The 21,077-nt window shown below is 71.3% G+C and carries 17 protein-coding genes; 8 read left to right on the forward strand and 9 right to left on the reverse strand.

All coding sequences use genetic code 11. The features are described 5' to 3' along the window. Window positions 1–147: 147 nt before the first annotated feature. Window positions 148–786, forward strand: coding sequence for a TetR family transcriptional regulator (locus ACW9TB_RS27500; RefSeq protein ID WP_472750962.1), 639 nt, complete (start codon window positions 148–150; stop codon window positions 784–786). Continuing rightward, the gene (locus tag ACW9TB_RS27505) at window positions 786–1,736 is read left to right on the forward strand and encodes a hypothetical protein (RefSeq protein WP_472750963.1); all 951 of its coding nucleotides are present in this window, start codon (window positions 786–788) and stop codon (window positions 1,734–1,736) included. Before ACW9TB_RS27500 ends, ACW9TB_RS27505 begins: the two co-directional genes overlap by 1 nt. 89 nt (window positions 1,737–1,825) lie before the next feature. Here the strand turns inward: ACW9TB_RS27505 and ACW9TB_RS27510 are convergent, their stop codons facing one another. Then, window positions 1,826–1,963, reverse strand: coding sequence for a hypothetical protein (locus tag ACW9TB_RS27510; protein WP_472750964.1), 138 nt, complete (start codon window positions 1,961–1,963; stop codon window positions 1,826–1,828). Window positions 1,964–2,012: 49 nt separating this feature from the next. Continuing rightward, a complete protein-coding gene (locus tag ACW9TB_RS27515; protein ID WP_472750965.1) occupies window positions 2,013–2,423 on the reverse strand; it encodes a SigE family RNA polymerase sigma factor in 411 nt (136 codons plus the stop codon). A 162-nt stretch (window positions 2,424–2,585) separates the two neighbouring features. On the opposite strand from ACW9TB_RS27515, the gene ACW9TB_RS27520 reads away from it, so the two are divergent. Then, window positions 2,586–3,416: an undecaprenyl-diphosphate phosphatase gene (locus ACW9TB_RS27520; protein ID WP_472750966.1), complete on the forward strand. Its 831-nt coding sequence runs from the start codon at window positions 2,586–2,588 to the stop codon at window positions 3,414–3,416. A gap of 52 nt (window positions 3,417–3,468) precedes the next feature. On the opposite strand, the gene ACW9TB_RS27525 is transcribed toward ACW9TB_RS27520, so the two are convergent. After that, the gene (locus ACW9TB_RS27525; RefSeq protein WP_472750967.1) at window positions 3,469–4,695 is read right to left on the reverse strand and encodes an extracellular catalytic domain type 1 short-chain-length polyhydroxyalkanoate depolymerase; all 1,227 of its coding nucleotides are present in this window, start codon (window positions 4,693–4,695) and stop codon (window positions 3,469–3,471) included. 828 nt (window positions 4,696–5,523) lie between these two features. On the opposite strand from ACW9TB_RS27525, the gene ACW9TB_RS27530 reads away from it, so the two are divergent. After that, window positions 5,524–8,475: an ATP-dependent helicase C-terminal domain-containing protein gene (locus ACW9TB_RS27530; protein ID WP_472750968.1), complete on the forward strand. Its 2,952-nt coding sequence runs from the start codon at window positions 5,524–5,526 to the stop codon at window positions 8,473–8,475. Between the two features lie 153 nt (window positions 8,476–8,628). Further along, on the forward strand, window positions 8,629–10,011 hold the full coding sequence (locus tag ACW9TB_RS27535) for an amidase (protein ID WP_472750969.1): 1,383 nt from the start codon (window positions 8,629–8,631) through the stop codon (window positions 10,009–10,011). 195 nt (window positions 10,012–10,206) lie between these two features. On the opposite strand, the gene ACW9TB_RS27540 is transcribed toward ACW9TB_RS27535, so the two are convergent. The 4 genes from ACW9TB_RS27540 to ACW9TB_RS27555 form a co-directional block, all read right to left on the reverse strand. After that, window positions 10,207–11,142, reverse strand: coding sequence for an aldehyde dehydrogenase family protein (locus ACW9TB_RS27540; protein ID WP_472750970.1), 936 nt, complete (start codon window positions 11,140–11,142; stop codon window positions 10,207–10,209). Between the two features lie 182 nt (window positions 11,143–11,324). Beyond that, window positions 11,325–12,752 (reverse strand): aldehyde dehydrogenase family protein, encoded by a 1,428-nt coding sequence (locus ACW9TB_RS27545; RefSeq protein WP_472750971.1) that lies wholly within the window; start codon window positions 12,750–12,752, stop codon window positions 11,325–11,327. A 9-nt stretch (window positions 12,753–12,761) separates the two neighbouring features. Beyond that, window positions 12,762–13,700 (reverse strand): deoxyribose-phosphate aldolase, encoded by a 939-nt coding sequence (deoC, locus tag ACW9TB_RS27550; RefSeq protein WP_472751019.1) that lies wholly within the window; start codon window positions 13,698–13,700, stop codon window positions 12,762–12,764. A gap of 175 nt (window positions 13,701–13,875) precedes the next feature. After that, entirely contained in the window at window positions 13,876–14,178 is a 303-nt protein-coding gene (locus tag ACW9TB_RS27555) for a hypothetical protein (RefSeq protein WP_472750972.1), read from the reverse strand. Window positions 14,179–15,000: 822 nt separating this feature from the next. Between ACW9TB_RS27555 and ACW9TB_RS27560 the strand changes: the two genes are divergently transcribed. The 3 genes from ACW9TB_RS27560 (at window position 15,001) to ACW9TB_RS27570 (ending at window position 19,052) form a co-directional block, all read left to right on the forward strand. Beyond that, window positions 15,001–15,162 carry a hypothetical protein gene (locus ACW9TB_RS27560; RefSeq protein ID WP_472750973.1) on the forward strand — a complete coding sequence of 54 codons (162 nt, stop codon included), beginning with the start codon at window positions 15,001–15,003 and terminating at the stop codon, window positions 15,160–15,162. A gap of 124 nt (window positions 15,163–15,286) precedes the next feature. Continuing rightward, on the forward strand, window positions 15,287–18,175 hold the full coding sequence (locus ACW9TB_RS27565) for a helix-turn-helix transcriptional regulator (RefSeq protein WP_472750974.1): 2,889 nt from the start codon (window positions 15,287–15,289) through the stop codon (window positions 18,173–18,175). 250 nt (window positions 18,176–18,425) lie between these two features. Further along, on the forward strand, window positions 18,426–19,052 hold the full coding sequence (locus ACW9TB_RS27570) for a hypothetical protein (RefSeq protein ID WP_472750975.1): 627 nt from the start codon (window positions 18,426–18,428) through the stop codon (window positions 19,050–19,052). On the opposite strand, the gene ACW9TB_RS27575 is transcribed toward ACW9TB_RS27570, so the two are convergent. Both ACW9TB_RS27575 and ACW9TB_RS27580 read right to left on the reverse strand, forming a co-directional pair. Further along, window positions 19,053–19,622: a TMEM165/GDT1 family protein gene (locus ACW9TB_RS27575; RefSeq protein WP_472750976.1), complete on the reverse strand. Its 570-nt coding sequence runs from the start codon at window positions 19,620–19,622 to the stop codon at window positions 19,053–19,055. A 382-nt stretch (window positions 19,623–20,004) separates the two neighbouring features. After that, window positions 20,005–21,042, reverse strand: a complete 1,038-nt coding sequence (locus ACW9TB_RS27580) for a UDP-N-acetylmuramate dehydrogenase (RefSeq protein WP_472750977.1) — start codon at window positions 21,040–21,042, stop codon at window positions 20,005–20,007. Window positions 21,043–21,077: the final 35 nt, after the last annotated feature.

Below are 21,077 nucleotides of genomic sequence, written 5' to 3' on the forward strand. Positions count from 1 at the left end.
GATCGTCGTCCCCGGGCGACGCCCGAGGACCGTGTCACCTTCGTCACCTTCGCCGAATCGCGTGCCGGAGCCAACCCGGCTCGCCCTCCGACATAAAAATATGAACCGGGTTTGCTTATGAACCCGGTTCGCTTTTATAGTCGTCGCATGGCGGGACTGCGGGAGCGGAAGAAGGAACAGACCCAGCGGCGGATCGCCGCGGTGGCGCTGCGGCTGTTCGCCGAGCGGGGCTTCGAGGCGGTGACCGTCAACGAGATCGCCGAGGCCGCCGAGGTGGCGAAGGTGACGCTGTTCAAGTACTTCCCGACCAAGGAGTCACTCGTCCTGCGAGGCGTGGGCCAGGAGGACCTGGCGGGGATCGTCGCCGCGCGACCCCCCGGGCGGTCGCCGCTGGAGGCGCTACGGGATCACTACCGCGGGTTCGCCGCCGGGACCACCGGGACCGCGGAGGCCGTGGAGACCGTGGACAGGGACACGCTGATCATCCAGATGCGGGTGATCTTCGCCAGCCCCACGCTCGGCAACGGCGCGAACGCCCTGCTCCACAGTCAGCGCGAGGCGCTGGCGCGGGTGCTCGCCGAGGAGCGCGACGAGCTGACGGCCGCCCTGATGGCCGCCCAGATCACCGCCTCCGTGCTGACCCTCCAGGAGAGGTTCTTCCGCCACCTGGTCTCCGGCGCCTCGCTGGACGAGGCGGGCCGCCGCCTCTGCGGGGACGTCGAGCTCGCCTTCGATCTACTGGAACACGGCCTGCTGGAGCACGGCCCCGACCAACCGGGAGAATGATGCGCGCCAAAGGGATCAACTACGACACCGGGTTCCTCCCCGGCCAGGACAACACCCGCAAGGTGTTCGACCCCGACGCCGTCCGGCACGACATGGACGTCATCGCCAACGAGCTGCACTGCGACGCCGTACGGATCTCCGGTGGCGATCCCGCGCGGCTGAGCGTCGCCGCCGAGCACGCCGCGGCGGCGGGACTTGAGATCTGGTTCGCCCCCTTCCCCGTCGACCTCCCGCCCGAGGCGATGCTCTCGGTCTTCGCCGACTGCGCGGAGCGGGCCGAGGCCGTACGGCGCGGCGGGGCCGAGGTGGTGTTCGTGGCCGGGTGCGAGATCAGCGCGTTCGGCACCGGGTTCATCCCCGGCGCCACGTACCTCGACCGCATGCGGACGATCGACAAGGCCGACCTGGAGTGGTGGTCCTCGCTCGGCCCCGTCCTGGAACGGCTCAGCGGCTTCCTGGCCGAGAGCGCGGCCGTCGTCAGGCCCCGCTTCGGCGGCCGGATCACCTACGCGGCGGCCCCGTGGGAGTTCGTCGACTGGGGCCCGTTCGACATCGTCGGCGCCGACACCTACCGTGCCGCCTACAACGCCGACAGCTTCAGGGAGGAGCTGCGCGAGAAGTTCAAGCACGGCAAGCCGGTCGCGGTGACCGAGTTCGGCACCTGCGCCTGGCGGGGCGCGGGCGAGCGCGGCGGCATGGCCTGGATGGCGCCCGAGGACGCCGTACGGGACGAGGGCGAGCAGGTGCGCTACTTCACCGAGCTGCTGGACGTCTTCGAGGAGGAGGGGGTGGACACCGCGCTCTGGTTCACCTTCGCGGGCTTCGGCCGCGTCGGGGACGGGGACCTCGCCTCCTACGGCGTGGTCAGGATGCTCGACCGGGAGCGCTGGGCGCCGAAGGAGGTCTTCCACACGATGGCGGCCAGGTACGCCCGCGGCCGAGCCGTCTGACGAGATCGCGACCCTGGCCGTTTCGAAGGCGAGAGCCCAGGCCGTTTCGAGGACGAGAGCCCAGGTCGTTTCGAAGGCGAGAGCCCAGGTCAGGAGGACGGGCGGTCGTATATGCCGATCGCCCAGCGGCCGGGCTTGGTGCCCACCTCCGCCGCCATCCGCTTGAGCACCCGCTCGTCCGTCTTCGGGTTCACCAGAACGTCGGTGACGTACTGCCCGTCGCACATCCCCGTTTTCTCCGTTTCTTTTTCCGGACATTTCAGGTTTTGCATTGCCTCAGGGGAGATGGGCTCCGAGCACCCCCGCCACCTGGGTCAGCGGCATGTGCTCGAAGTAGTGCAGGACGACCACCGCGCGCTGGCGCCCCGACAGGGTGCCGATCGCCGTCCACAGCGCGTCCCGGTCGCCGACGTCGCTCGTGAAGTCCCGCTCGTCCACCCGGTCGGGCAGTTCCCCCGTCGGGATCTCCCGCCGCCAGCGCCGCCGCCACCAGGAGGCATGGGTGTTGGCCATGATCCGGTAGACGTACGGGTCGGGATCGCCGTCGATCCGCTGCCAGGCGAGCCAGGCCCTGGCCAGCGCGGTCTGCACCAGGTCCTCGGCGATCGCCCAGTCCCTGGTGAGGAGGTACGCCGTCCTTCGCAGCCGCTCATGGCGCTGCTCGACGTACTCCGCGAACTCTGTCATCGTGCCTCCGCCTCGGTGCTCCGACGATGACTACCGTCTGGCGGGCGGGTTCGGTTTACGGCCGGCCACGAAAGGCGTCGGCCGAACGGCCGGGTCACAGATGCCTCGCCGCTCCGCTAGCCTCGCGTAGGTTACGCACGCGCTGGTACGGAAGGTGCTCAAGTGATCGGCTGGTTCGAAGCAGTGGTCCTCGGACTGATTCAGGGATTGACGGAGTTTCTGCCGATCTCCTCCAGTGCCCACATCAGGGTCGTGTCGGCGTTCTTCGGCTGGCAGGACCCGGGGGCCGCGTTCACCGCGGTCATCCAGCTCGGCACCGAGGCCGCGGTGGTGATCTACTTCCGCAAGGAGATCTGGGAGATCATCTCCACCTGGACCCGGTCCCTGTGGACCCCGGCCCTGCGCGCCCACCACGCCGCCCGGATGGGCTGGTACGTCATCGTCGGCACCATCCCGATCGTGGTGCTCGGCCTGCTCTTCAAGGACTCCATCGAGGGCGCCTTCCGCGACCTGCGCCTGATCGGCATGACGCTGATCGTCTTCGGCCTGGTCCTGTGGTTCGCCGACCACACCGCCCGCAACAGGCTCACCCTGGAGCGGCACCTCAGCTTCACCCACGCCCTGATCTACGGCTTCGCCCAGTCGCTCGCCCTCATCCCCGGCGTGTCCCGCTCCGGCGGCACGATCAGCGCCGGACTGCTGCTGGACTACCGCCGCGAGGAGGCCGCGAAGTACTCCTTCCTGCTCGCCATCCCGGCCGTGCTGGGCGCGGGCTTCCTGGAGCTGTTCAAGATCGGCGAGGGCGCGGCGCCGGAGTGGGGTCCCACGATCCTGGCCACCGTGATCTCGTTCATCGTGGGCTACCTGGCGGTCTCGTGGTTCCTGAAGTACATCAGCACCCACCGCTTCACCGGCTTCGTGATCTACCGGATCGCCCTCGGGATCATCATCATCGCCCTGGTGAGCACCGGGATCCTCGACCCCTCGGCCTAGGAGCCCGGCCCTCGCGACCCGGCCGGTCGGCCGGGTCGCCCTCGGGTTCCCGCTAGCACTGGCCGTCGGCGACGACCCAGTGGTTGGGACCGGTCTGCCTGAGACCGTGGGTGACGAGGGTGTTCCACAGGCCCATGGCGTTGTTGGACCCGTTGGCGTAGGTGTAGCCGCCGGACTGGTAGGCCCGTCCGGCGACGGTGTGGGCGTAGTTGCTCGCCCGTACGCAGGTCTGCGGCACCGTCGGGGTGGGGGTCGGGGTCGGCGTGGTGGTCGGGGGCGGGGTCGTCCCGCCGGTCAGGCCGAAGAACTGCGCGTCGTGATAGGCCGAGCAGATGGTGTCGAGGAAGTACGCCGCCGCGCTGCCGCACTGGTCGGCGGCGCCGCCGGGATCGATCGGCAGGCCGTGCCCCATGCCCGTGATCTCGTACACGCGCACCGCGTCGCTCCCGTACACCTTCAGGGAGGTGCCGCCGGTGAGGCTCCGCGTGGAGGTGGGGCTCTGCGAGACGCCCCGCACGTTCGTCCACTGGTCGCGCAGCTGGGCGGCGTTGGCCGGTACGACGGTGTAGTCGGACAGCCCCTGCCAGATCGCCACGCGCGGGTACGGCCCCGAGTAGCCGGAATGGGCGTTGCGCACCAGATCGCCCCACTGCTGCGGGGTCTTGCTGACGGGACCGTACTGGCAGGTGGAGGCCTGGAGGAGGCTGGCGGCGCACCGGTACGCGAGCCCCGCCCCGATCGAGCCGCCCGCGAAGACGTCCGGGTACGTGGCGAGCATGACCGCCGACATGGCCCCGCCCGCCGACAGGCCGGAGACGTAGACGCGCGCCGGGTCGGCCCCGTAGGTGGAGACCGCGTAGGCGACCATGGCGCGGATCGAGGCGGCCTCGCCCTGGCCCCGGGTGGTGTCTCCGGTCTCGAACCAGTTGAAGCAGCTCGACGAGTTGTTCGCGCTGCCGGTCTGCGGCAGCACGAGGGTGAACCCCGACTGGTCGGCGTACTTGCGCCACCCCGAGTTGGCGAAGTAGCCGCTCGCGTTCTGCGTGCAGCCGTGCAGCAGCACCACCAGCGGGCGTCCGGCGGTCGACCCGTCGGGCCGGTAGCTGAACATGGTGAGGTTGCCGGGGTTGCCGCCGAACGAACCGACCTGGACGAGCGACGCGGCCCGCGCGGGAGCCGTCGTCGCGGTCGCCGCGCCGAGCAGTCCGAACAGCCCGAGCGACAGGGTGAGGAGGATGCGGAGGGTACGGGAAAGTCCCGCTGGAAAGGTTGCGGCCATGACGTGCTCCTTCGTGGCCCTGTGACCTGTATCACCGGCCCTTACCAGCGCACGTTAAAACCGCCGTAACCCCTTTGACATGTTCACGAGACACACTCTTCGTCTCCGTGTTATGGATCACACGGGCGCGGGCGGGGCCTTCCCTCCCCGGACATCACGAACTTTCCGGGCCCTCCTGGCCTTCTGACCTCCCCGGATCGCACGGAGGCCCTCCACGGGCCCCCTCGGCGACCGCCGCGAGGCATCACTCCCGGAAGCGCCTCCCGTTCCGGCCTCGGTTTCGGCTTTGACTCCGGTTTCGGCTTTGACTCCGGTTCCGGTTTCGGCTTTGGCTCCGGCTTTGACTCTGGTTCCGAGCCCGGGTCCGACTCCGGCTTCGGGCCCGGTTCCAGCTCCGAGTCCGGCTTCGGCGGGGGGCGGCCGGTCCTCCGCCCGCAGCCGGGCGGCATGTTGGTAGGCGGTCACGGTGGCGACGAACATAGCGGTCAGACCGATCACAGATGGATCATTCCCCCGCCCGGCCCGACGAACACCACACACAACGAACCCCCTCACGGACGCGAATCCACGACCGTATCCTCATCCCCGACCGTGTCCCGGACAACGGATTCGCTCGTCGCCATCCGTTCACCGTCATCTACCGACCGTCACCGGACCACACCGAAACGGCCCCACCGGCACCCGGCGTTCACAGGACACGGACTCGCTCATGCCCACCCACTCACCATCACCGACCCACACCGTCACACGACATTCACGGACAGAGACCAGGAACCGGCCGTTTCTGGGCGCGTCTCACTTGGTGCTGGGCTCGGGGACACTGGACGGGTGCGTTCCGACTGGTCCGGCCTGCCTGTGCGTCATGCCCTGCCCGAGTTGCTCGCGGCGCTGGACGGGCGGGGCGTCGCCGTGCTCACCGCGCCTCCGGGCACCGGCAAGACCACGCTCGTCCCGCTCGCGCTGGCCGGGCTCCTCGACGGTTCGGCGCCGAAGCGGGTGATCGTGGCCGAGCCGAGACGGATGGCGGTACGGGCGGCGGCGAGGCGGATGGCGTGGCTGCTGGAGTCCGAAGTGGGCGCGGAGGTCGGGTTCTCGATACGCGGCGAGCGCAGGGCCGGTCCGAGGACGGTCGTCGAGGTCGTCACCACGGGAGTCCTCCTGCAACGCCTCCAGCGCGACCCCGAACTCGAAGGCGTGGACGCGGTCCTGCTCGACGAGTGCCACGAGCGCCACCTGGACGCCGACACCGCCCTGGCGTTCCTCCTGGACGTCCGCGCCGCGCTCCGCCCCGACCTGCGGATCGTCGCCACCTCCGCCACCGCCGACGCCGCCCCCTGGGCCCGCCTCCTCGGCTCCCCCGGCGGCGCCGACGGATCCTCCCCGTCGGATACCTCTTCCGATACCTCCGACGACCCCGCGCCGATCGTGCACGCCTCCGGCACCATGCACCCGGTCGCGCCCGTCTGGGCACCGCCCGCCGGGACCATCGCACCGCCCCACGGCATGCGGGTGGACCCGGCGTTCCTGGCCCACGTCGCCGGTGTCGTACGGCGTGCGCTGGCCGAGCACGAGGGGGACGTGCTCTGCTTCCTGCCGGGCGTCGGAGAGATCGGCCGGGTGGCCGCGATGCTCCCCGGCGTCGACGTCCTCCAGGTGCACGGCCAGGCCCCGGCCCGCGTCCAGGACGCGGTCCTGTCCCCGGGCGACGGGAGAAGGGTGGTGCTCGCCACCTCGGTCGCCGAGTCGAGCCTGACCGTACCGGGCGTGCGGATCGTGGTCGACTCCGGCCTGGCCAGGGAACCCCGTACCGACCACGCCCGTGGTCTCGGCTCGCTCACCACCGTCCGCGCGTCCAGGGCCTCGGCCACCCAGCGGGCGGGACGGGCGGGCCGCGAGGCGCCGGGCGTGGTCTACCGGTGCTGGTCACGGGCCGAGCACGACCGGCTGCCCGAGTACGCGCGGCCCGAGATCGCGCTCGCCGACCTGACCGGCTTCGCCCTCCAGGTCGCCTGCTGGGGCGACCCCTCGGCCACCGGCCTGGCCCTGCTCGACGCGCCACCACCCGCCGCGATGGACGCCGCCCGCCGCACCCTGTACGCCCTGGGCGCCCTGGACTCTCCCGGCTCCTCGCGGCCACCGGGCACGCCGGAGCAGTCACCGGGGCACTCGCCGGACCTTCCCGTGGGCCGGGTCACCGACCGGGGACGGCGGATGGCCGGGGTCGGGGTCCATCCGCGCCTGGCGCGTGCCCTGATCGACGCCGGTACGGGCACGGGTGCGAGCGGGATCGACGCCGGGCCCCGGGCCGCCGAGGTCGTGGCGCTGCTGTCGGAGCAGCTGCCCCGGGACGCGGGTGACGACCTGGTGGCGGTCTGGCGCTCCGCGCGCCAGGGTGGTGACGGCTTCTCCGCCCGATGGCGCCAGGAGGCGGGGCGCCTGGCGCGGGCCGTGCCCGCCACCGATCGACGCCAGGGACGGAAGCTCGCCAGCGCCGGTACCGCCCGGCCGGAAAGGGGCGACACCAGCAGAAGTGCCAACACGGGGACCAGGACGACCGGGGATAACAACGCGGGGACCAGGACGGCCCAGGGTGACAACGCGGGGACCAAGACGGCCCAGGGCGACAACACGGGGACCAGGACGACCCGGGACAACAGCACGGGGACCAAGACGGCCCAAGGTGACAGCACAGGGACCAGGACGACCCGGGACAACAGCACGGGGACCAAGACGGCCCAAGGTGACAGCACAGGGACCAGGACGACCCGGGATAGCAGCACGGTGGCCGGGACGGCCAGAAGTGACAACGCGGCCGGGGGTGACGACGCGGTGGCCGGGACCGTCGTGGCGCTGGCCTACCCGGAGCGGGTGGCGCGGCGGCGCGGCGGGTCGTACCTGATGGCCTCGGGAACGGCCGCGGAGCTGCCGCGCGGGTCGCGGCTGGGGACGGCGGAGTGGCTGGCCGTCGCGGTCGCGGACCGGCCCGCCGGAGCGGCGTCCGCCAGGATCGGGCAGGCGGTGGTGATCGACGAGGAGATCGCCAGGCTCGCCGCGGCCTCCCTGTACAGCTCCGGGGAGGAGATCACCTGGCACGTACCTCCGGGAGAGCGGCGCGGTGACGTGTCGGCGCGGCGGGTGGAGCGGCTGGGCGCGATCGAGCTGTCCAGCCGCGCGCTCCGCGGCGCCGACGTGCGGCCCGCCGTCCTGGAGGGCCTGCGCGCGGAGGGCCTGTCGATCCTGCGCTGGACGCCCGAGGCCGTGGCCCTGCGCGAGCGGCTGGCCTTCTGCCGCCGTACGCTCGGCGACCCGTGGCCCGCGACGGACGACGACGCGCTGGTCGGCGCGGCCGACCGCTGGCTGGAGCCCGAGCTGTCGCGGGCCCGCCGCCGGTCCGACCTGGAGCGCCTCGACGTGGTCTCCGCGCTGCACCGCCTGGTCCCGTGGAACGCCCGGCTGGCGGAGGTGGCCCCGGAACGGGTGGAGGTGCCGAGCGGGTCGCGGATCAGGATCGACTACTCGGGCGAGCGGCCCGTACTCGCGGCCAAGGTGCAGGAGCTGTTCGGCTGGGCCGAGGCTCCGCGCGTCGCGGGGGTCCCGCTGGTGATCCACCTGCTCTCCCCCGCGGGCCGCCCGGCCGCCGTCACCGCCGATCTGGCCTCGTTCTGGCGCGAGGGCTACCGCGCGGTCCGCGCCGAGCTGCGCGGGCGCTACCCGAGGCATCCCTGGCCCGACGATCCCCTGTCGGCCACCGCCACCCGCCGTACCAACCCCCGGCGCTGACCCCGGCGGTCCGGAAGCCCGGACGGGCCGGGCAAGCCGGGCGCGGGATAACGCCGATGAGCCGGACAAGTCATCTGATTGAGATGTGGGACGCTTCCCCTTACGGATTCGCCGGACCACACTCGGTGCATGTCGTGGGTGGGAAGTTCCGCAGTGGAGATCGCGGATGCCGTGCGACGGGGGAAGGTCACGGCACCCGTGGTGGTCGCCGAGCACCTCGACGCCATCGCCGAGCGTGACGGGCGCGTCGGGGCGTTCCGCGTGGTCCGCGCCGAGCGGGCGCTGGCGGAAGCGCGGGTCCTGCAGGAGCGGGAGGACCTGTCCGAGCTGCCGCTCGCCGGGGTGCCGATCGCGATCAAGGACAATGTCGCGGTCCGGGGTGAGGCGTCGCGCAACGGTTCCGCGGCGACGCCCGACGTGCCCGCGGACGAGGACCACCCCGTGGTCGCCAGGCTCAGGGCGGCGGGCGCGGTGGTCGTGGGCATCACCAACGTGCCGGAGCTGTGCCTGGCCGGGTTCTCCGACAGCGTGTACGGCGTCACGCGCAACCCGTGGGACCTGGGGCGCACCCCCGGCGGCTCCTCGGGCGGGAGCGCGGCGGCGGTGGCCGCGGGGATGGTCCCGCTGGCCCACGGTGCCGACGGGCTGGGCTCGCTGCGCATCCCCGCCGCCTGCTGCGGCCTGGTCTCGATCAAGCCGGGGCAGGGGCTGGTCCCGCCGCCCGAGCGCGACTGGTACGGGATGTCGGAGAACGGGCCGCTGGCCACGACCGTCGCCGACCTCGCCCTCGCCCTCGCCGTCATGGCGGACGACATGTCGCTGGCGACGCCCGGCGAGAGCGAGGCCCTCGGCGTGGGCAGCGCCATCGACGACTACCCGGGCGGGCTGACCCTGTCGGAGCCGCTGAGGCTGCGGATCGCGGTCGCGCCGATGCCGCTTCCGCCGGGGTTCTCGGTGGACGCCGAGTTCCAGCGGGCGGTGGCCGGGGCGGCGGAGGTCCTGGGCGCGGCGGGGCACACCGTGGTGGACCACACCGAGCGGATGTCCCTTCTGACCGGCGCCGCCGCCGCGGCCACCTGGTTCGCGTGCGCCAGGGACGACGCCGAGGGCCTCGACCCGCGCGGGCTGGAGCGGCGCACCAGGTCCCTGGCGAGGGTGGGCAGGCTGCTCGCCAGGTTCGGGGCGGACGGCGCGACGGGCCGCGACCGCTGGCGCGCGTACGGCGCCGACCAGTGGTTCGGCAACGCCGACGTGCTCGTCACCCCGACACTCGCCGCCGTACCGCCGCCCGCCGAGCGCTGGGGCCGCCGGGGACTCCTGGCCAACGTCCGCGCCAACCTGACGTACGCGCCCGCCACCGCGGCGTGGAACATGGCCGGCTGGCCCGCCATGAGCGTCCCGTACGGCAGGCACTCCAGCGGTACGCCGATCGGTGTCCAGCTCGTCGCGGCGCCCGGCGGCGAGGCGCAGCTCCTGGCCCTGGCCGGGCAGCTGGAGGCCGCCCATCCCTGGACCCGCCACGCCCCGCTCCCCTGACGGCCGACCGGTACGCGGAGCGGGAGCGGGGGCCGCGCGGGCGGGAGGAATCCCGCACCGCGCGGACGTGCCACCTCTGACGTACCAGACCGGGCGCGTCAGCCCCAGGACCAAGCCAGACGCGTCAGATCCGGCGGGTCAGACCGGACGCATCAGACTCGGGCACGCCAGGCCGGGCGCGCCAGATCCGGCGGGTCAGACGCCGGTGGGGTGCCAGACCGTCTTGGTCTCCAGGAAGGCCGTCAGGCGTCTGGTGCCGGGGTCGGCGGACCAGTCGGCCGGGGCGGGGCGGAAGACGCGCTTGAGGTTCTCCGCCGCCGCCTCCTCGCACGTGACCGCCAGGCTCTCGTCGGCGACCCCGGTGAGGTCGAGGGCGTTGACGTCCATGTGCGCGGCGAGCCAGGGGGCGATCTCGGCGACCGCGCCGGTGAGGATGTTCACCACCCCGCCGGGCAGGTCCGAGGTGGCGAGCACCTCGGCCAGGGTGATCGAGGGCAGCGGGGCGCGCTCGCTCGCGATCACGACGCAGGTGTTGCCCGTGACGATCACCGGGGCGATCACCGAGACGAGTCCCAGCAGCGGCTCGTCGGGGGCGACCACCGCGACCACGCCGGTCGGCTCCGGCGAGGAGATGTTGAAGTAGGGCCCGGCGACCGGGTTGGTGGACCCGGCGACAGCGGCGATCTTGTCGGACCACCCGGCGTACCAGACCAGCCGGTCGACGGCCGCGTCCACGACCTCCCCGGCCTTCTTCGTCCCGGTCTCCGCCAGCTCGGCGGTGAACTGGGCCCGGCGGCCCTCCAGCATCTCGGCGACGCGGTAGAGGATCTGCCCACGGTTGTACGCCGTGGCGCCCGACCAGCCGCCGAAGGCCTTGCGCGCGGCCGTCACCGCGTCGCGGGCGTCCTTGCGGGAGGCCCTGGACGCGTTGGCGAGGAAGTCGCCCCTGGAGGAGGCCACGGCGTAGGACCTTCCGCTCTCGGAGCGCGGGAACGCCCCGCCGATGTACAGCTTGTAGGTCTTGCGCACGGCGAGCCGGGCGGGCTCGCGGTCCGTGCGGTCCGTGTCGACCTCGCCCGTACCGTCCTGCTTGCTCGCCCGTGCACGGCTCGGCCGCTCAGCCTTACTCATTTCCCAGCCCTCTCCACGAGCTCTCCTGCTGCGCCAGCCGGGCCGGCACGAAGATCTGACCGCAGCGGCTCACGCCGCACCGGTGGGCGAACCAGCCCCGCAGCACCGGCCGTCCGGCGCGGGCGAAGCCGTGGCCCCGGGTGCTCTGGGCACGGCGGGGGCGGCGTCTGGCCCTGCGATGCTCACACATCGAGATACGCCTCCAGCCCGTGCCGTCCGCCCTCTCGTCCGTACCCGGACTCCTTGTAGCCGCCGAACGGCGAGGTGGGGTCGAACCGGTTGAAGGTGTTGGCCCAGACGACACCGGCACGGAGCCGGTCCGCCATCCACAGGATGCGCGAGCCCTTCTCCGTCCACACGCCCGCCGACAGCCCGAACGGGGTGTTGTTGGCCTTCTCCAGCGCCTCGGCCGGGGTGCGGAAGGTCAGCACGGACAGGACGGGGCCGAAGACCTCCTCGCGGGCGATCCGGTGCGACTGGGCGACGCCGGTGAAGATGGTCGGCGGGAACCAGAAGCCCTTGTCGGGCAGCGAGCAGGCCGGGGACCAGCGCTCGGCGCCCTCCGTCTCCCCCAGGTCGGACAGCTCGCGGATCTTGGCGAGCTGGGCCGCGGAGTTGATCGCGCCGATGTCGGTGTTCTTGTCCAGCGGGTCGCCCAGCCGGAGGGTGCCGAGCCGCCGCTTCAGCGCGTCGAGCAGCTCCGTCTCGATCGACTCCTGCACCAGCAGCCGGGAGCCCGCGCAGCAGACGTGGCCCTGGTTGAAGAAGATGCCGTTGACGATGCCCTCGACGGCCTGGTCGAGCGCGGCGTCCTCGAACACGATGTTCGCGGCCTTGCCGCCGAGCTCCAGGGTGACCTTCTTGCCGGTGCCCGCGACCGACCTGGCGATCTGGCGGCCGACCTCGGTGGAGCCGGTGAAGGCCACCTTGTTCACGTCGGGGTGGTTCACCAGGGCGGCGCCGGTCTCGCCCGCGCCGGTCACGATGTTGACCACGCCGGGCGGCAGGTCGGCCTGCGCGCAGATCTCCGCGAACAGCAGCGCGGTCAGCGGGGTGGTCTCCGCGGGCTTGAGGACGACCGTGTTGCCGCAGGCCAGCGCGGGCGCGATCTTCCACGCGAGCATGAGCAGCGGGAAGTTCCACGGGATGACCTGCCCGGCCACCCCGAGCGGACGCGGGCCGGGACCGTACCCGGCGTAGCCGAGCTTGTCGGCCCAGCCGGCGTAGTAGAAGAAGTGGGCCGCCACCAGGGGCAGGTCCACGTCGCGGGACTCGCGGATCGGCTTGCCGTTGTCCAGGGACTCCAGCACGGCCAGCTCGCGCGAGCGCTCCTGGATGATGCGCGCGATCCGGAACAGGTACTTGGCCCGCTCCGAGCCGGGCAGCGCCGACCAGACGCCGAACGCCTTGCGGGCGGCCTGGACCGCCCGGTCGACGTCGGCCTCGGTGGCCCAGGCGACCTCCGCCAGGACCTCCTCGGAGGCCGGGTTGATGGTCTTGTTGCGGTTCTCACCCTGGGAGTCGACCCACTCGCCGCCGATGAACAGGCCGTAGGACGGCTTGATGTCGACGACGTCACGCGACTCGGGCGCCGGTGCGTACTCAAACATGTGAACGCCTTAGTCGAGGGTGAAGTAGTCGGGACCCGCGTACCTGCCGGTGGCCATCTTCTGGCGCTGCATCAGCAGGTCGTTGAGGACGCTGGAGGCGCCGAGCCGGAACCAGTCGGGGCTGAGCCAGCCGTCGCCGACGGTCTCGTTGACCAGGACGAGCATCTTGATCGCGTCCTTGGTGGTCTTGATGCCGCCCGCGGGCTTCACCCCGACCTTGCGTCCCGTCACGGCCAGGAAGTCGCGGACCGCCTCCAGCATGACCAGCGTCACGGGGACGGTCGCGGCGGGCTGCACCTTTCCCGTGGAGGTCTTGATGAAGTCGCCCCCGGCCAGCATGGCCAGCCAGGACGCGCGGCGCACGTTGTCGTACGTGGACAGCTCGCCGGTCTCCAGGATCACCTTCAGGTGGGCGGTGCCGCACGCGGCCTTGATCGCGACGATCTCCTCGTAGACCTTGAGGTAGTCGCCCGCGAGGAAGGCGCCCCGGTCGATGACCATGTCGATCTCGTCGGCACCGGCCGCCACCGCGAAGGTGGTGTCGGCGACCTTGACGTCGAGCGAGGAGCGCCCGCTGGGGAAGGCGGTCGCGACGCTGGCCACCTTGACCCCGGAGCCCTTCAGGGCCGCCGCGGCCCCGGCGACCATGTCGGGATAGACGCACACCGCGGCCACCTTGGGCACGGAGGGGTCGGCCGGGTCGGGGTGGACGGCCTTGGCGCACATCGCGCGGACCTTACCCGGGGTGTCGGCGCCCTCCAGGGTCGTCAGGTCCACCATGCCGATGGCGAGGTCGATGGCCCGGGCCTTGGCGGTGGTCTTGATGGATCGGGTGCCGAGCGTCGCGGCGCGCTGGTCGGCGCCCACGCGATCGACACCGGGCAGGCCGTGCAGGAAGCTTCGCAGCGTGACGTTGGACGTTGCCACGTCGGCGAGCGAGGTCGTCATAGTTGACACCACTCCAGCATGCCTACTGGTGTGATTACTTCCAAACTGGACCCTGCACAGCAGGCTTGCCGGTTTTCGTCAACATCCGCCGATCGGCCCGCGCCCGGCGCGAACACCACCGGGCCCTCGTGTCACACGAGGGCCCGGTGGCAACGGCGTCAACGCGAAGGCGTGCTCAGACGAGACAGGCGAGAACCTGGGGCACCGTCACACCGGTGAGGCCGGCGATGAGGTTCAGAGCCGTGTTGAGAGGGAGCAGTCCGGCTCCGACCAGGGCGAGAATCGGCCCGGCAACGGTCTTGATGGTCGCGCACAGGTCAATCTGCGAGAGAGCCGGGTTCGGAGCCTCCGCGGTGGTGCTGGAGATGGCCGGGTTGGGAGTCGCAGCGGCGCTGGCGACAGAGGGAGTGCCGAGCACAGCCAGGCCGAGAGCGGCGACCGCGGCGGTGCGGACAGCGATTTTCTGAAGACGCATCATGAGAGTTCCCTTTCAACGAGACGGGCACCTTTGGGTGCCCGCACTGGTTGTGCTCATCACGTTGCCAAGGAAAACGAGCGCGAAGCAATGAATTAGAGTTATTTTATCCGGACGATCCAATATTTCGGGCCAAACATATAGATGTCGGCCTTCCCGATGAGACCATCGCGACACGAATTCACGCCCAACACCTGGCGACAGGGTGTCGTTCGCACAGAAACCTGCAGCTCAGGGCCATGTTTTCGGGAACAGGCGGGGACAGAACAACACCAATCCCACACGCCTTCCCGAGGAAACGGCGAACGGCGGAACGCCGGGAAGTCCTCCGGCTCGCCACGTTAAAGCACACTGCCATGTCATGAAATAGCAGCCTTACGGATAAGGGCTCGGCGATTACCGTAAATCGACGACAAGAATCCCGCCGACGACCGTCGCCTTTCGCTTTTCCGCACCGGGCGAGCCTTTCCTCGCCGCCTCCGGAGAATCCCCGCCGTCCCCGGGGAAAGCGCGCCGGGGCGGCGGGGGCTCCCCCGCGAGACACGCCCCGCCGAGGGCCGCGGACCCTCCCGCGAAGCCCTCACAAGGCCCTCCCGCGAGGCTCCCGCGAGGCCCTCCCGCGAGGCTCCGTAAGGCCCTCCCGCGAGGCGGATCCGCGTCGTCTAGGTAGTGCCGGGACACCCTAGGCCCCACCTAGGTAGTCGCCGGGCGGGAAGCGTCCGGGAGATAGGACATCCTCCCGATGTGGGACCGGGGGCCTTAGGACGAACCTTGAGTGTGTAAGGAAAGCGCGCCGCGAGGCGCCACACCAGGAAGGAACCCATCATGGGTCCCGAGCTCCACCTTCAGATGATCGCCCATCGGACCAGCGAACTCCGCGAGCAGGCCGACAACTACCGCCTCGCCCGTGAGGCCCAGGAGGACAAGAAGACCCACTCCCCCGAGAAGCGCCGCAGGGGCCTCTTCGGAAAGATCATCCCGGCATGACCTCGCCCCGAGAGCCCGGCCGCCCCCACTCGCCCGGCCGGGCCTCCCTGCCTCCCTGAGCCACTGATTTCACCAGGCGAAAAATAGGGAGATCACACCTTTAAGGCATGACATGCTGGCAGACATGGTGGGTCGGGCGGTAAGCCCCATCTTCGTGGGGCGGGAGAGGGAGCTCGCGGACCTGACCGAGGCATTCGAGCAGGCCCGCAAGGACGCGGCGGTGACCGTGCTGCTCGGCGGCGAGGCGGGCGTCGGCAAGTCACGGCTGATCGGGTGTTTCGCGGAGCGGGCCACGGCCGACGGCGCCCACGTGCTCAACGGGGGCTGCGTGGAGTTGTCGACCGAGGGCCTCGCCTACGCGCCGTTCACCGCGGCGATCCGCCAGCTCGTCCGCGAGTACGGTGCCGAGGGGGTCGCGGCCCTGCTCCCCGAGGGAGGGGCGCGCGACCTGGCCAGGCTGCTCCCCGAGTTCGGCGAGCCGAGCGGCGACACGGAGAGCGACACCGCCCGCGCACGCCTCTTCGAGCAGATCCTCACCCTGCTGGAACGGCTCGCGGAGCGCCAGCCGGTGATCCTCCTCATCGAGGACGTCCACTGGGCCGACAGCTCCAGCCGCGACCTGATCGCCTTCCTCAGCCGGAACCTCCGCGGGGCTCCCGTGCTGATGGTCCTCACCTACCGCTCCGACGAGCTTCATCGCCAGCACCCGCTCCGGCCGGTGCTCGCCGAGCTGAGCCGGCTGGACGGGGTCGTCCGGATGGACCTGCCCCGGCTCACCCAGTCCGAGGTGGCGGCCCAGATGGCCGGCATCCTCGGCACCGCGCCCGAGTTCGTCCAGGTCGAGAGGGTCTTCCAGCGCAGCGAGGGCATCCCGCTGTTCGTCGAGGCGCTGATGGAGCGCGGCGGAAACTGCACCTTCCCCGACTCCCTGCACGACCTGATCATCGGATCCGTGGAGCGGCTCCCCGAGGAGACGCAGCGGGTGCTGCGCATCGCCGCCGCCGGTGGCATCCGGGTGAGCCACGCCCTGCTCGTCGCGGTCAGCGCGCTGTCGGACGTCGAGCTCGACGACGCGCTGCGCACCGCGATCGCGGCCAACGTGCTGCAGGTCGCCGACGGCCGCGCCTACGTCTTCCGGCACGCGCTGATCCGCGAGGCCGTGCACGACGAGCTCCTGCCCGGCGAGCACGTACGGCTGCACGCCCGCTTCGCCGAGGAGATCGGCAAAGACCGCACGCTGGTGCCCACCGGCCGGGCCGCCATCGAGATCGCCCACCACTGGCACTCCGCCCGCGACGACCTCTGGGCCCTCATCTCCGCCTGGGAGGCGGCGGGCAAGGCCGCCAAGACCTTCGCCCACAAGGAGATGATGAAGCTCCTGGAGCGGGTGCTGACCCTGTGGAGCAAGGTCCCCGACGCCACCGAACGCATCGGCGTGGACCACACCACCGTCCTGGAGCACGCCGCCGAGGCCGCGAGCGCGTGCGGGGACGTCGACCGGGGCAGCAAGTTCGTCAAGGCCGCGCTGCACGAGCTCGACGAGCGGACCGAGCCCGCCCGGGTGGCGAACCTGGTCGTACGGAGATCGCAGTTCAAGAAGGCCAAGCGGCGGCCCGGGGTGCTCGACGATCTCCGCTACGCCGAACGGCTGGTCCCCGAACCGGGGCTGGAGCGCGCCGAGGTGCTGTCCAAACTGGGCTCGTACCTGATATTCAGCGGCGAGCTGGAGGAGGGGACGGCGCACACCGAGGAGGCGCTGCGGATCGCCCGCGAGCACGGGGAGGAGACCCTGGAGGCGGAGCTGCTGCTCAACCTCGCGCTGGGCCACTCGATCGCGGGGCGCATCGACATCACGATCGAGCTCAACGAGACCGCGCAGGCGATCGGCGAGCGCGTCGAGTCCGGCCGCAGCGTCCTGCGCGCCATCGCCAACAACGTGGACGCGCTGAACAACATGGGCCGTTCCACCGAGGCGATCGAGCTCGCGATCGAAGGGGAGCGGCTGGCGAGGCAGTACGGCCGATACCGGGACCAGGGCACCTTCATCGCCAACAACCGGGCCGAGGCGCTGGAGGCGCTGAGCAGGTTCGACGAGGCGGCCCGGCTGGTCGAGCAGGTCCTCGGCACGGACCCCAGCGTGCGCACCCGCCACCACCTGCGGCGGGTGCGCGGGGACGTGGCGGTCGCCCGCGGCGAGACGGACGTGCTCAGATCCGTCCTGGACGAGTTGAGCGCGTTCGGCACCGTCCCCGAGGAGTTCATGCAGGAGCTGACCACCGACGCCCGGCTCATGATCGGCCTGCACATGCTCAGCGGGGAGCCGCTGGCCGCGCTGGAGGTCGCCGAGCGGGTCGCCTCCGAGGCGCAGATCACGAGCAAGCCCATGCTGGGCTGGCGGACGCTCGGCCTGCTCGGGGGGATCTGCGAGACGGTCGAGACGCTCGCGCCCGAACGGGTGGCGGCGCTGCGCGCCCACGTCGGGAGGGCCACGGCGGCGATGACCGTGGACAGTCCCGTCGCCGAGGCCTACCGGCTCGGTCTCACCCGCGACCACGACGCCGCGGCCACCGCCTGGGAGCGGCTGGGCCGCCCCTTCCCCCAGGCGAAGTCGCTGCTCCACGGGGGACGGATGGCGGCCGGCACCGGTGACCGCGAGGGTGCCGCCCTCCGGCTGCGCGCCGCCTACCCGATCGCCGTGGCGCTCTCGGCCCGGCCGCTGGCCATCGAGATCGACGCGCTGGCCCGCCGGATCGGGATCTCCTTCACCGAGCAGGCCGGAACCATCGGGCAGGCCGGAATCTCCAGGCAGGCCGGGGAGCCGCCGCTCACCCCGCGCGAGCTGGAGGTGCTCCGGCTGGTCGCTCAGGGACGGTCCAACCGCGAGGTCGCCACCGAGCTGTTCATCTCGGCCAAGACCGTGAGCGTCCACGTCTCCAACATCCTCGGCAAGCTGGGCGTCTCCACCCGCGGCGAGGCGGCCGCGGCCGCCCATCGCCTCGCCCTGATCGGCTGACCTCCCGCTTCCCGCCCCGGAAGCGATCACTGACCGGTGGTACGACGGGAGCGGACGCGGTAGGCGGTATCACGGACGGACAACACGGCGGCGTTACGGCGGGTGACGGACGGCGCGGCGGAATGGGTCCGCTGGCCTTTTCACATCGGTCACCCGGGCGAATCCCAGCCCTACAAGGCATCAAAGACGCACAAAAGACCCTTATCCCGATATATACGCACAAGATTGTACGGTTGCGTAGCTTGATCCCATGGAATTCTTCAGCGCACCATCGGCTCGTGACCGGGAGCCCGAAGAGGAGAAAACGCTTCCCCCCTGGATCGGCCCCCCGGACACCGTGCTCGGCCGCAGCGTCGACCTCGGCCGGACGCTGTTCCACAACGAGGCGCTGGCCATCGTGCTCACCAACGCCGTCGCCTTTCCCGAAGGGGCGAAACTCTACATCCGGGTAGCGGCCCGTCCCGTCGAGGGCGTGAACAAGGACACGTGGTGGGAGCAGCGTGACCTGATGTTCGAGAGGGGCCACCGCAGGTTACGTCCAGGAAAGTCCCTGGACGACGAGATCCTCCGCTTCGGCGTCCGCTTCTCCGACGGCGGCAAGGCCACGACCGTCGACGGCAGGCCCCACTACGACGGCGAGTGGCCCCCGCCGCGTCCCGACGGCCCGGTCCTCCAGCACCGGGGCGGGGGAGGCGGAGGGGGCGGTGACCGTTTCATCTCCCTGAGCTGGAGCCTGTGGTTGTGGCCGCTGCCTCCCGCGGAGCCGTTCGAGGTCGCGGTCGAGTGGCCCGCCTTCGGCGTACCGCTGACGTTCACCGAGGTCGACGGGGCGGCGATCGCCGCCGCCGCCGAGCACGCGCGGCCGTACTGGCCCTGATCAGGCGAACAGCGGTTCGAGCAGCAGGAGCACCCCGAAGACGGCGAAGGCCGCGGCGGCCCCGTACCGGATGACCTTCTCCGGCAGGTGCTTGCCGAGCATCCGGCCGACCACGATGGCCAGGGCGTCGGCGGCGACCATACCCACCGTCGAGCCGATCCAGGTGCCGAGCCAGCCGTACTGGGTGGCGAGCGTGATGGTCGCGAGCATCGTCTTGTCACCCAGTTCGGCGAGGAAGAAGGCGACGGTCACGGCGATGATCGCCGACCGGGTGGTGCGCTGCGCCTTCTTCGACTCCTCATCGGTCAGCTCGTCCCCGCGCAGCGTCCACAGCGCGAAGCCCAGGAAGGCGATCCCGGCGATGATCGTGATCGCCGTGGTGGGGAGGAAGTCGCCGACCAGCCCGCCCAGGCCGACGCTGAACAGGTGGACCACCGCGGTGGCCAGGGTGATTCCGGCGAGGACCGGCCACGGCCTGAACCGGGTGGCGAAGGTCATGGCCATGAGCTGACTCTTGTCGCCGAGCTCGGCGACGAAGATCACGACGAGACTGATCCAGAACGCTTCCAACGAGGGTGCCCTTCCGCGTACGCAGCCGGGCGGAAGGGGGATACCCGGGGAGTCTCGGGCACGTCTTCGGCCCGGCGGCATCCAACAATGCCTGCCAGGCCGAAGGTCTCGTCCGCCACGGAACCGGGCTGGCCGGATCCGGGGCCCGCGCGACCGGGCACCTGAGGCGCCAGCATGTCGATCACGCGATTGGGACTACTCCCCTTCGGGTCTTTCCAAAAGACCATAGCAGCAGAAATCGGATGCCCATTCCCGCCCCAGAGGACTCCGGAGGACCGCGGGGGTCCTGGAGTCCTTGGAAAGCCGTGAAGTGCCCTGAGCCTTGGAGTTCTCGGAAGACCCTGAGCCTTGGACTCTGGAGTCCTTGGACCCCGGAGAATCCTCAGAGACGGGTGCCGACCATCACGGGCTCGTTGACCAGGGTGACGCCGAACTTCTCCAGTACGCCGTCCCTGACCTCGCGGGCAAGATCGAGGAGCTCCTCCGTCGAGGCCACCATTTCCGGATTTGTCATGGCAAGGGTGTGCTTGGTGGAGATACGGGCCGGACCGCGCCGGTAGCCCTTCGGGAACCCGGCGTTCTCGATCAACCACGCCGCCGGGACCTTCACCGTCCCGTCCGGCACGTCCCAGCGGGGGAACCCCGGCGCCCGCAGCTCCAGCTCGGCGGCCTGCGCGGCGGTCAGGACCGGGTTGGTGAAGAACGACCCCGCGCTGCGGGTGTCCGGGTCGGCGGCGTCCAGGACCATGCCCTTGCCCGCGCGCAACTCCAGCACCGCCGCCCTCGCCTCCGCCGGTGGCACCCGGTCGCCCAGGGCGACACCCAGCCGGGAGGCCAGCTCCCGGTAGGCGACCGGGCCGGACAGCGCGTCCGAGGCCAGCTCGTAGGTGACCGCGAGCACGACGTACCGTCCGAGATCATCCTTGAACGCGCTGTGCCGGTAGGCGAACCCGCACTCCCGCGCGGCCAGGTCCCGCACCTCACCGGCCCGGCGGTCGTAGGCCCGGACGGCGATGATCGTCTGGGAGACGTCCTGCCCGTAGGCGCCGACGTTCTGGATCGGCGTGGACCCGACCAGCCCGGGGATGCCGGACAGGCACTCCACGCCCGATCGGCCCTCCCGTACCGCGCGCTCGACCAGGGCGTCCCAGTCCTCGCCCGCCTGCGCGGTGACCCGGTCCCCCTCGACCTCGACGCCCCGGGAGGCGACGCGCACGACCAGGCCGTCGAAGCCCGCGTCGGAGACGACCAGATTGCTGCCGCCCCCCAGCACGAGCACCGGCTCGCCCGCCCGGTCGGCCGCCGCCACCAGCTCGACGATCTCCTCCGACGACCCCGCCTCCACGAACGCCCCGGCCGGTCCCCCCAGCCCCAGCGTCGTGTACGGCGCCAGCCGCACCCCCGCCACCCGCTCCGTCATGTGCTTCCCCACCCGCCACCCGGCCGAAATCCGCG

It is taken from the genome of Streptosporangium sp. H13245, from assembly GCF_055690525.1.